The sequence below is a fragment of the Aeromonas finlandensis genome (assembly GCF_000764645.1).
Classification (GTDB): Bacteria; Pseudomonadota; Gammaproteobacteria; order Enterobacterales; family Aeromonadaceae; genus Aeromonas; species Aeromonas finlandensis.
The window spans coordinates 58,834-69,946 of the sequence record NZ_JRGK01000309.1; the positions used below are offsets into that span (position 1 = coordinate 58,834).

Annotated in this window: 11 protein-coding genes; 8 read left to right on the forward strand and 3 right to left on the reverse strand. The window is 60.5% G+C overall.

Annotated elements, in window-relative coordinates; all coding sequences use genetic code 11:
• Positions 1–80 precede the first annotated feature (80 nt).
• The gene (gene blrB / locus LD28_RS0119435) at positions 81–1,502 is read right to left on the reverse strand and encodes a beta-lactam sensor histidine kinase BlrB (RefSeq protein WP_033138556.1); all 1,422 of its coding nucleotides are present in this window, start codon (positions 1,500–1,502) and stop codon (positions 81–83) included.
• Positions 1,499–2,173 carry a beta-lactam response regulator transcription factor BlrA gene (gene blrA / locus LD28_RS0119440; protein ID WP_033138557.1) on the reverse strand — a complete coding sequence of 225 codons (675 nt, stop codon included), beginning with the start codon at positions 2,171–2,173 and terminating at the stop codon, positions 1,499–1,501. Before blrA ends, blrB begins: the two co-directional genes overlap by 4 nt.
• Positions 2,174–2,295: 122 nt before the next feature.
• Here blrA and LD28_RS0119445 point away from each other — a divergent pair, with 122 nt between their 5' ends.
• Entirely contained in the window at positions 2,296–3,069 is a 774-nt protein-coding gene (locus LD28_RS0119445) for a DeoR/GlpR family DNA-binding transcription regulator (protein WP_005355851.1), read from the forward strand.
• A 56-nt stretch (positions 3,070–3,125) separates the two neighbouring features.
• A complete protein-coding gene (gene glmS, locus LD28_RS0119450) occupies positions 3,126–4,958 on the forward strand; it encodes a glutamine--fructose-6-phosphate transaminase (isomerizing) (RefSeq protein ID WP_033138558.1) in 1,833 nt (610 codons plus the stop codon).
• A gap of 74 nt (positions 4,959–5,032) precedes the next feature.
• Here glmS and LD28_RS0119455 read toward each other — a convergent pair whose 3' ends face one another.
• Positions 5,033–5,809, reverse strand: a complete 777-nt coding sequence (locus LD28_RS0119455) for a helix-turn-helix transcriptional regulator (RefSeq protein WP_033138559.1) — start codon at positions 5,807–5,809, stop codon at positions 5,033–5,035.
• A gap of 209 nt (positions 5,810–6,018) precedes the next feature.
• On the opposite strand from LD28_RS0119455, the gene LD28_RS0119460 reads away from it, so the two are divergent.
• Genes LD28_RS0119460 through LD28_RS0119485 form a run of 6 tightly spaced genes read left to right on the forward strand, consistent with a single transcriptional unit; the run spans position 6,019 to position 10,849 of the window.
• Positions 6,019–6,780, forward strand: coding sequence for a DUF3450 domain-containing protein (locus tag LD28_RS0119460; RefSeq protein ID WP_033138560.1), 762 nt, complete (start codon positions 6,019–6,021; stop codon positions 6,778–6,780).
• Complete coding sequence (locus LD28_RS0119465; RefSeq protein ID WP_033138561.1) at positions 6,777–8,084, forward strand: MotA/TolQ/ExbB proton channel family protein; 1,308 nt, start codon at positions 6,777–6,779, stop codon at positions 8,082–8,084. The genes LD28_RS0119460 and LD28_RS0119465 overlap by 4 nt, the downstream gene beginning before the upstream one ends.
• Complete coding sequence (locus LD28_RS0119470) at positions 8,081–8,611, forward strand: MotA/TolQ/ExbB proton channel family protein (RefSeq protein ID WP_005339367.1); 531 nt, start codon at positions 8,081–8,083, stop codon at positions 8,609–8,611. Before LD28_RS0119465 ends, LD28_RS0119470 begins: the two co-directional genes overlap by 4 nt.
• Positions 8,608–9,009: an ExbD/TolR family protein gene (locus LD28_RS0119475; RefSeq protein ID WP_005339369.1), complete on the forward strand. Its 402-nt coding sequence runs from the start codon at positions 8,608–8,610 to the stop codon at positions 9,007–9,009. The genes LD28_RS0119470 and LD28_RS0119475 overlap by 4 nt, the downstream gene beginning before the upstream one ends.
• On the forward strand, positions 9,006–9,668 hold the full coding sequence (locus LD28_RS0119480) for an energy transducer TonB (RefSeq protein WP_033138562.1): 663 nt from the start codon (positions 9,006–9,008) through the stop codon (positions 9,666–9,668). Before LD28_RS0119475 ends, LD28_RS0119480 begins: the two co-directional genes overlap by 4 nt.
• Before the next feature lie 2 nt (positions 9,669–9,670).
• On the forward strand, positions 9,671–10,849 hold the full coding sequence (locus tag LD28_RS0119485) for a tetratricopeptide repeat protein (protein ID WP_033138563.1): 1,179 nt from the start codon (positions 9,671–9,673) through the stop codon (positions 10,847–10,849).
• The last annotated feature ends 264 nt before the right edge of the window (positions 10,850–11,113 follow it).

Here is an 11,113-nt window from a genome sequence, read left to right on the forward strand (position 1 = left end):
AATGGATGAGGCTAATCAATAAGATAAGGCGGCAGTTTAACGCCGCTTTGTGTGGTGAATGTGAAGTTGCGGGGAGGTGACTAGGTGAACGGCAGCCAGAGTTCGGCCAGCGCGCCCCCTTCTGGCCGGTTGCTCAGGGTCAGACGGCCGCCATGCTGGTGGGCCACTTCATGGGCGAAACTGAGCCCGAGACCGCTGCTCTTGCCCTTGTCCGGGCGTGGCAGCGAGTAGAAGCGCTCGAAGATGCGCGGCAGGGCGTAGTCGGGAATGCCGGGGCCGCTGTCGGTGACCCGAAAACAGTAGCCCTCCTCCTGCTGGCTGCCGCTCAGGGTGACCAGCCCGTAGGCGGGAGAGAAGTCGATGGCGTTATCCAGCAGGTTGCCGATGGCCTGCTCCACCAGCAGCGGGTCCCACTTCTGTTTCGGCGCGCTGGCCAGCTCGGCTACCAGCGCCACCTGACGGCGCTGGGCGATGATCTGGCGAGCATCGAGGGTGCGCTTGCCCAGTTTTGCCGGTTCCACCGACTGGCGATCCAGCCCCTGCCCCGACTCCAGCCGCGCCAGTTGCAGCATTCGCTCGATCAGCTGCTGCATGCGCGCGGTTTCCAGATTGATGTTGCCGATAAAGCGTTTGGCGACTTCGGGAGGCGGCGTTTCGGCCAAAATCTCCCCTGCCCCGCGAATGGCGGCCAGCGGGCTCTTCAGCTCGTGGGTCAGGCTGTGCACATAGGCTTCGATGTAGCTTTTGCCATCGAGCTGGTGGCGCATGGTCTCAAGCGAGCGGCCGAGCCGATCCAGCTCGACGGTGTGCAGCCGTGGCAGCGGTGCCGCCTCCCCCTTGCTGACCGAGTCGGCATAGTGCACCAGCTTGCCGATGGCGCGGTTGAGCCACCACACCAGCAGGCTGCCGATCAGCAGCGAGATGAGCAGCATCTGGCCGCCGGCCCGCAGCAGCTCCTGTTCCCCCCGCTCGATGGCGGGCATCAGGGTGCGATTGGGTTTGGCGACGGTGAGGGAGCCGATGATCTCGGCTCCTTCCCGCAGCGGCGCTGCCACATACATGGTCGAGCTGGCGGCATCATCGGGATCGGTGCGGGTGCTGCGGGCGCCATACTGGCCACGCAGGGTGCGGTAGACATCGTTCCAGCGCGAATAATCCTTGCCCAGATCCGTACCGTCGGAGTCGTAAATCACCATGCCCTGCCGGTCAGTCACATAGATGCGGTACTCCGCCTGCTGCTTGAGATGGCCGTCGATCATCGCATTGATGGGATTCTGGTTGAGGCGGGCGAAGGCGCTGGCCAGCCGCCCGTTCATCATATTGCCCTCCTGCAGATCATCGAGCGCCAGCGGTGCCAGCAGCTGGGTCATGTCTACCAGAGTATCTTCGGTGGCGCTGCGCACCCCGGGTTTTATCTCCTCGACGAAGATCTCCAGCACGAACCAGGCGGCCAGCGCGAAGATCAGCAGCAGGCCGCACAGCAGTTGCAGTCCTAGTCTCATGCCAGCTCCAGGCTGTAGCCCAGCCCGCGATGGGTGAGGATCAGGTTGGCCTCGGGATCATGCTCGCGCAGCTTGGCGCGGATGGTTTTGATATGGGTATCGACGGTGCGATCCAGGCTCTCTTCCGCATCCTGCCACACCAGATCCATCAACTGCTGGCGGGAGTAGACCCGGCCCGGCGCCTGCATCAGGGTCTTGAGCAGCAGATATTCGTAGCGGGTGAGGGCCAGCGGCTGGCCGCGAAAATGGATGCGGGCTCGCTCCTCATCCAGCACCAGCAGGGCGCTGGGTTGGGGAGCAACGGGTTGGCTGCGGCGCAGGATGACTCGTACCCGGGCGCACACCTCCCGTGGCGAGAAAGGTTTGGCCACATAGTCGTCGGCACCGATCTCCAGCCCGATCAGCCGATCAATCTCCTCGCTGCGGGCGGTGAGGAACATCAGGGGAATGTCGGTCAGCGCCCTCACCTGCTTGCAGAGTTCGAAGCCGCTGATGTCGGGCAGCCCCACATCGAGGATCAGGAAGTCGGGTCGCGTCTGTTCCAGTCGTGTCAGCAACTGCTGGCCCAGCATGAACCACTCCACCTCGAAGCCGTCGGTCTGCAGGGCGTAAATCAGGGTGTCGGCGATGCTGGCCTCATCCTCCACCAGCCAGATGACTCTCTTTTGCATGGCATCCTCGTCGCAAATTGGCCCCCCATTCTGGCATCGAACCAAATCGGATCCTATTTGCTGTTTTATTTTTCCGAAAAAGGGGCTAATATTTCGATGTTCTTTCGAATCGAAACTTAAAAATGACCAAACGTAATACTCAACAACGCCGCCACACCATAGTGACCCTGGTACAAGAGCAGGGTGAAGTGAGTGTCGACGCCCTTGCCAAACACTTTTCTACCTCCGAAGTGACCATCCGTAAAGATCTGGCCGTACTGGAGACCGGCGGCCTGCTGCTGCGCCGTTACGGTGGCGCGGTCCCTCTGCCGAGCGAGATGGTGGTTGAGGTCAACCCCGAACAAGTTTCGAACCGAAAGTTAGCCATTGCCCGTGCGGCAGCTGAACGGCTGCGTGACCACAACCGCGTCATCATCGACAGCGGCAGCACCACCAGCGCAATGATCCCCATGCTGGGCAACAAGCGCGGCCTCATCGTGATGACCAACTCCCTCAATGTGGCCGGTGCCCTGCGCGAGCTGGAAAATGAGCCTACCCTGTTAATGACCGGTGGCACTTGGGACCCTCACTCCGAATCCTTTCAGGGGCAGGTGGCGGAACAGGTGCTGCGCTCTTACGACTTCGACCAGCTCTTTATCGGTGCCGACGGCATCGACCCGGAGCGTGGCACCACCACGTTCAACGAGCTGGTGGGCCTGTCGCGGGTGATGGCCGAGGTGTCGCGGGAGGTCATTGTGATGGTCGAGTCGGAAAAGATCGGCCGCAAGATCCCCAATCTCGAACTTCCATGGTCGAGCATCCATACCCTGGTGACTGACGAGGGGCTGGCCAGCGAGGCCAGAGAACAGATTCAAGCCCAAGGGGTGACGCTTATCTGCGCCCCGGTCACTTGCTGACATCGAGCTCTGAACCATCCAACTGACTTTACGATTTGTATCTCAAGGAGAAGTGTATGTGTGGCATCGTCGGGGCTGTCGCCCAACGTGATGTGGCTGAAATTCTGGTAGAGGGCCTGCGCCGTCTGGAGTACCGCGGTTATGACTCTGCCGGTGTGGCCGTGTTCAGCGCCAACCAGCCGCTGCAGCGGGTTCGCCGTCTGGGCAAGGTGGCCGAGCTGGCCAAGGCGCTTGACGAGCAGTCCGTCCACGGCGGTACCGGCATCGCCCATACCCGCTGGGCCACTCACGGCGAGCCCTCCGAGCGCAACGCCCACCCCCACGTCTCCGAGCATATCGTGGTGGTGCACAACGGCATCATCGAGAACCACGAAGAGCTGCGGGCCGAGCTGCAAGGGCTGGGTTATGTGTTCAGCTCCGACACCGACACCGAGGTGATTGCTCATCTGGTCCATCACGAGCTGAAGAGCGCCGGTAGCCTGCTGGCCGCCATGCAGGTTGCAGTGAAGCAGCTGCGCGGTGCCTACGGTACCGTGGTGATGGACAGCCGCGACGACAGCCGCGTGGTGGTTGCCCGCTCCGGTTCACCGCTGGTAATCGGCCGTGGCATCGGTGAGAACTTTATCGCCTCCGACCAAATGGCGCTGCTGCCGGTGACCCGCCGTTTCATCTTTCTGGAAGAGGGTGATGTGGCCGAAGTGACCCGCCGCGATGTGAGCATCTTCGATACCAACGGCAACGCCGTGGTGCGCGAAGAGCAGGAGTCCGAGCTCTCCCACGATGCCGGTGACAAGGGCGAATACCGTCACTACATGCTCAAGGAGATCCACGAGCAACCCAAAGCGATCACCAACACTCTGGAAGGGCGTCTGGGCAGCGATCACGTGGTGGTCGAATCGTTCGGCAACGGCGCGCGCGCCATCTTTGACAAGGTCGAGCACGTGCAGATCGTCGCCTGCGGCACCTCCTATCACTCCGGTATGGTAGCCCGCTACTGGTTTGAAGAGATTGCTGGCGTCTCCTGCGATGTGGAGATCGCCTCCGAGTTCCGCTATCGCAAATCGGTAGTGCGCCCCAACAGCCTGCTGGTGACCCTCTCCCAGAGTGGCGAGACCGCCGATACCCTGGCGGCGCTGCGTCTGGCCAAGGAGTCCGGCTACATGAGCTCGCTGGCCATCTGCAACGTGCCGGGCTCTTCGCTGGTGCGTGAATCGGATCTGGCCTTTATGACCCGTGCCGGTGCCGAAATCGGTGTGGCCTCCACCAAGGCGTTCACCACCCAGCTGGCTGGGCTGCTGATGCTGGTGGCCTCGGTCGGTCACTGCCGTGGCCACCTGAGCGCTGCCGCCGAAGCCGAACTGGTCAAGGCGCTGCAAGCCCTGCCGCTGCGTATTAAAGAGAGTCTGGCGCTGGCCAAGGATATCGAAACCCTGGCCGAAGAGTTTGCCGACAAGCAACACAGCCTGTTCCTCGGCCGTGGCAGCCAGTACCCCATCGCCATGGAAGGTGCGCTCAAGCTTAAGGAGATCTCCTACATCCATGCCGAAGCCTATGCTGCTGGCGAACTGAAGCATGGCCCGCTGGCGCTGATCGATGCCGAGATGCCCATCATTGTGGTGGCGCCAAACAACGATCTGCTGGAGAAGCTCAAGTCCAACGTGGAAGAGGTGCGCGCCCGTGGCGGTATTCTCTACGTGTTCGCCGATGCCGATACCGGCTTCAAGAGCGACGAGACCATGCGGGTCATGAACCTCAACCATGTGGAAGAGGTGATCGCTCCCATCGTCTATACCGTGCCGCTGCAGCTGCTCTCCTACCATGTCGCCCTGATCAAGGGGACCGACGTGGACCAGCCGCGCAACCTGGCGAAATCAGTGACCGTTGAGTAAGTCACTATCTGATAAGTCACTTTCTGAAATGAAAAAGAGCCGCAATTGCGGCTCTTTTTGTTGCTGCTGGGGGGTTACGACAGCCGCAGGTTGGTGATGGTCACCTCGTCGAGGGAGGGCACTATGATGCCGCTGGTGATCCCTTTGGCGATGGCCTGACTGCGGTTCTTCGAGTCGGTCTTGTTGGTCACCTGGGTCAGGTGAAAGTTGACCGTCCGCTCACTGATACCGAGGATGGTGGCGATCTCCCAGGAGGTCTTGCCCTCGCTGGCCCAGAACAGGCACTCCTTCTCCCGATCCGACAGTTCGGTCAGGTACTTCATCAGGTCTGGTCTGCTTTTGATTAGTTGCAGTGCGGAGTTGAAGATGTAGCTGGCGCAGAACGAGAGTAGCGGGACATTTTCAAACATCAGGTCGGAGTTGGATTTCTCCTTGGTAATGAATGACAAAATGCCATGCTCCCCCTGCGGGGTGTGCAGCGGAAAGGAGACTCCATTGCGTACCCCGAAATCGGCCGCCAGATTCATCACGTCGCGGCTGGCGCTGGGCAGCCAGGGCGAATCGCAGTCGAGCTTGTTCCAGAAGATCGGCTGGGTCTGTTTTAGCCCCAGATAGACCACAGGGTCCTGGGTCAGGTACTGGTTTTCGCTATAGGCGTCAAACCAGGTGGTCGGACAGTTATTGAACAGTGCCACGTGGGATTTCTGCATGCTGATGGGAAAAATAATCAGCAGTCGGAAGTAATCAAAGCCCATTTGATGACTGAAGCGCTCAAGCAGTTGCTGGATGTCGCTGGTTTTTGTTGCCTTGGTGAACTTGTCTATATGTTCCCAGATCGCATCGTTGAGCATGACTTTCTCCTTTTTCGATCTCTATCACACTGATCGAAAAGATTTTTCTCGTTATTTATATTTGTGTGGTGGCTATTGGGGCCACTTATTCCGTGCGTGTTTAAAAATTATCCTGTTTTTGTGTATAAAGGCCAAGAAAATCCTCTCGTTGCCAGCCCGCACTCCATTTGAGATAATGATAATAGTTATCATTAATAAGACGTAATTCCATGAACAAGTTATGGGGTGTGGCCCTGCTGCCACTGTCAGTCCACTTTGCTGCTATCGGGGATGAGCTGGTTGCTCCCGCCCTCAAGAACAGCATAGCTGCCGGGAAAGCCTCCCAGCAGCGGGTAGAAAAAGCCGCCGATGCCGCCGTTGCCGCACGACTGGAGCTGCAAAATGCCCAGCTGCAACTGCGCGACCTCGACGCCTACAACCGCTACATGCAATCTCTGGTGGCCGATCAGCAAAATGAGCTGGGTAAACTGAGCCAACAGCTGGAAGCTGTGCAAGAGACCCGTCAGGGCTTGATCCCGCTGATGCTGCAGATGCAGGCCGATCTGGAACAGCTGGTGCAAAACGACATCCCGCTGCGCAAGGAAGATCGTCTGGCTCGAGTTGAACAGTTGAAAGCGACGCTGGCCCGCGCGGATGTGAGCGAGGCTGAGAAATTCCGTCAGCTGCTGCAGGCCTATCAGATCGAGGCCGAATATGGCAGCCGGATGGACAGCTATTCCGCCGAGCTGGAGCTGGATGGTGCACCGCGTCGGGTTGATGTGCTGGCGCTGGGTCGGGTCTCCCTGCTGGCGATGACTGCCGATCGCAGTCAGGCATGGCGCTGGTCTGCCGAGGCGAAGCAGTGGCAAGCCCTCGACAGCCAGTGGCTCTCCCCCATCGCCGAGGCGATGGATGTGGCCGCCGACAAGAAAGTTCCCCAGTTGCTCAATGTTCCCCTCTCTGTCAGCCGCAGTCAGGAGGCCCAATCATGAGAGTCACCATGAAGTGGTTCCCCCTCCTTATTGCCCTCTCCTGCGGTGCCAACGCCGCTGTCGCCAATGATGAGTGGCAGCAGCAGGAACAGGCTCGCGAACAGCAGGCTCAGCAAGATCTGGCGACCGTTGCCAGGGAGCTCGGCACTGCCCGCGCCAGACTGGCCGAGGCCCAGCGCCTGAGCAAGGAGCTGGCTGGCAAGTTTGCCAGCAACGAGAAGCAGCTGGTCGAGCTTAACGCCCGGTGGGAGCAAGCCTCCGGCGACATGAACGAGATCTTCGCGGTCACCCGTCAGGGCGCCAGCGATGCGGTCAAGCTGCTGAGCGAATCCGCTGTCGAGGGCCAGTACCCGGAGCGTCTCGCCCCGCTGAAAGCCATGGCACAGGATAAACAGGTGCCGGATCGCGCTGCTCTCGCCCTGCTGCCCGCCACTCTGCTGCAAGAGATCCGCGAATCTGGCCGGATTGCCCAGTTCAACAGCAAGGTGCTCAATGCCCAGGGGGCTGCCAGCGAGCAGCCGCTGACCCGGGTTGGCTGCTTTGCCCTGCTGGGAAGCGACGGCTTCCTGCAGCCGACCGCCGAAGGCTTGAGTCCAGTCTTGGGTCTGCCCGGTAGCGTACTCTCTGCCGTTGCCGCTTATCAGGGTCAGGAAGGGGAAACGCTGCCGCTGGATCCTTCTCATGGCACTCTGCTGGCGATGCTGGCACAGGCGCCCACCTTCTGGCAGCAGGTACAACAGGGTGGTCAGGTCGGCGCCATTATCGTGCTGCTGGCCGCTATCGGTCTGGGAATTGCGGCGGTACGGCTGTGGAGCCTCTCCCGCGAACTGTCGCGGGTTCGTCGCCAGCTCAAGAGCGGCGAGTACCATGCAGACAATGCCCTCGGCCGGGTGCTGACGGTGGCGGACAAACACCCCGAGCTGAGCATGGAGACCCTCGAGCTGCGTCTTGATGAGGCAATCCTGCAGGAGACTCCTCGTATGGAGCGCGGCATCGGCATGGTCAAGGTGATCGCGGCCATCGCCCCCATGCTGGGTCTGCTCGGTACCGTAACCGGGATGATCGGCACCTTCCAGGCCATCACCCAGTTTGGCACTGGCGATCCCAAGATCATGGCGGGCGGCATCTCCATGGCGCTGGTCACCACGGTACAGGGTCTGGTTGCGGCTATTCCGCTGATCCTGGCCCACAGCCTGCTGCAATCCCGCTTCACCGAGCTTTCCAATGTACTGGAGCAGCAGGTGGCCGGCATTCTGGCCGAGCGCGCCGAGAGCAATAACGGCGGGATGGAGCGAGCAGCATGATGCTCGACATCTGGCAACAGCTGCAGAGCTTCATGGGCCGTGGCGGCCCGGTGCTCTGGGTCATTCTGGCCCTGCTGGTGCTGATGTGGATTTTGATGATCGAGCGGCTGCTCTACCTCAATCTGGGTTTCGGCCCGTTGCAGCAACAGCTGCTCGGCCGTTGGCAGGCACGCAGCGAGCGCCACAGCTGGCACGCCCGGGCGATCCGTAGTCGCTGGCTGGCGCAGGCGGAGCTGGAATTGAACCGTCATCTGATCTTCATCCGCACCCTGGTGGTGCTCTGCCCCATGCTGGGGTTGCTGGGCACAGTGACCGGCATGATCGGCGTATTCGATGCGTTGGCCGCGGCCAATCGCTTTAACCCGGAGAGCATGGCGGGGGGGATCTCCCGCGCCACCATCCCCACCATGGCTGGCATGGTGGTGGCGCTCTCCGGCGTGTTGTTACTCAGTCGGCTCGAGAGTCAGGCCAAGCGTGCGCTGGCCAAGACCCGGGACGGTCTGCGAGAAGAGAAGGTAATGCAATGAGACGGCAATCCAAACGCCAGCGTGACGAAGTGCAGATCGACATGACCCCCATGCTGGATATCGTGTTCATCATGCTGATCTTCTTTATTGTCACCACCTCCTTCGTGCGCGAAGCCGGGCTCGAGGTACACAGACCTCAGGCCAGTCAGGCCAAGGCGCAGAAATCTTCCAGCATCATGCTGGCGATCGGGGCTCAGGGTCAGATCTTCCTCGACCGCAAGCAGATCGATGTTGAGCGGGTACAGGCCACCATCGCCCGTCTGCTGGCGGAGCAGCCCGATGCCAGCCTGGTGATCCAGGCTGACGAGCGGGTGCCCCACGGCAAGGTGGTGCGGGTGATGGATGAGGCCAAGGCGGCGGGTATCGCCAATATCGCCGTGGCGGTGGCGCCGAAATGAAATACAAGCTGATGAGCCTGGGGCTGGGGATTGCCCTCAGTCTGGGCATCCTGCTGTTCATGGCCACGCTGGTTGAACCACCCCGGGGCGAGAAGGTGGCGAGCGAACAGAAGCCCATCGTCATCAACATGCAGAACGAGGTGACCGAGGTGCAGGTGCGCGAGCGCCCGGTGCCGCAGGAACCCGAGCCGCTGCCAGAGCCTCCCGCGGCATTGGCCTCGACACCGCTGCCGATGCCCGCAGCGGCCCCCTTGTCAGCCGTTGAGCCGAGTCTGGATCTGGTCTCCAGCCTCAGCGCGGTGCAGGTCTATGCTCCCGGTGTGGCGACCAGTACCGCACCTGTATTGAGTGGCAACTACCACGGCCAGCAGCAGGGGGAGGGTATCGGGGTCGGTGACATGCTGATGCCGCTGCAACGGATCGAGCCGGTCTACCCCTATCGCGCCCAGCAGTCAGGGATCGAAGGATTCGTCACCCTGCGCTTTAGCGTGAATGCCGAAGGTGGCGTGCAGGATGTGGAAGTGGTCGAGGCTAGACCTAAGCGTCAGTTCGAGCGGGCGGCCATTCAGGCGATCAATAAGTGGCGCTATCAGCCGAGACCGGGCGCCACCGACAAGCTGGTGCAAGTCATCACGCTCAAATTCAAACTGGAGTCATAACTATGTTGCGGATCTGGATCTGTCTGCTAGCCCTGGTCGGCCAAGCCTGTCTGGCGATGGAGGTCAGCCCCCACTTCTCCCGTCAGCTTGAACCGGTGATGAAGCTCTATCAATCTGGCTTGTGGCAAGAAGCCCAGAGCAAGGCATCCGGCCTCAAGCCAAATAGCGATGCCGAGCGCGCCTGGCTGGCGCAGTTGCAAGCCTCGCTGGCGGCCAATCTGCAACAGACCGCCCAGGCGAGCCGTTATGTTGAACAGGCCCTTGCCTATAAAGAGTGGCCCGAGCAGCAACAGCTCCAGCTGCTGCGTCTGCGCGGTGATATTCAGGCCCAGCAATCCAACTGGTCCGGCGCCATTGCCAGCTACAAGGCGGCACTGGCGCTTCAGCAAGATGATGCTTTGCACCTGCGTCTGGCCGGCCTCTATTACCACAACAAGCAGTACGGTGACGCCGCCAGCCAGAGCGAACAGTTGTTGAAGAAGGGCTGGCATAAGCAGGCCGCCATCATTTGTCTCTCCGCCCTGACTGCTCAGCAACGTTATGGCGTGGCGGCCGATCAGGCGGCCGAGCTGATCCGTCACGAGCCGACAGAGAGCAAATGGTGGCAACAGGCGGTATCGCTCAACCTCTCCGCCAAACGTGGCGATCAGGCGCTGGCGATGCTGCAGACAGCCATCGACAGAAAACTGATGGATGATGGGTCAGCCCGCAATCAGCTGATCCGCCTCTATGCCTGGCAAGGGCTGCCTTATCGTGGTGCCCGTCTGCTGGAAGCTGCCATGGCCAAGGGACAGATGAAGCAAAGTGCTGAAAACCGCCTACTGCTGGCCCAATTGTGGGAAGGTGCCCGGGAGTGGTCACAAGCGGTCGATAGCTGGCAACAGCTGGCCAACCAGCATGGTCAGCCCAAAGCCGCCATGCGCGCCGCCGAACTGCTGCTGCAACAGGGCAAGACAGATGCCGCCATGACCCAGCTCGCTGCCATCAAGTCGGTGAAAGGCGAGCAAGGCAATCGTGCCAAAGCATTGCTGGTGCAGGCACACCTTAATAAGGAGCAGTATGCCCAGGCGCTGGAACTGGCCAGTGAGCTGCAGCAACAGGATAACTGGCAGCAGAAGGCAACCAGCTGGGTCAACTATATCCGGGCACAAAGCGAAGAGTTGAGCAAAAAAGCGGCGTAAAAGAGGTGCCAAGGGGCTGTTTTGGGGTGTTCAGTTCGCTTTTTCAGCAAACGAACGCATTTTTGCAAAAAGCCCTTGTCATCCCAGCGCGGCTCCCTATAATGCGCCCCTACCAGCACGGCGGAACACGCCAAACTGATGAGCCAGCTTCCTAGTGAAGTGGGCGCCGAAAGAAAAGCGAAAACAATCGCTTGACTTTCGAAGTGAGGGGCGTAATATGCGCCTCCTCAACGCGACAAGCGTGACGCTCTTTAACAATTTGAA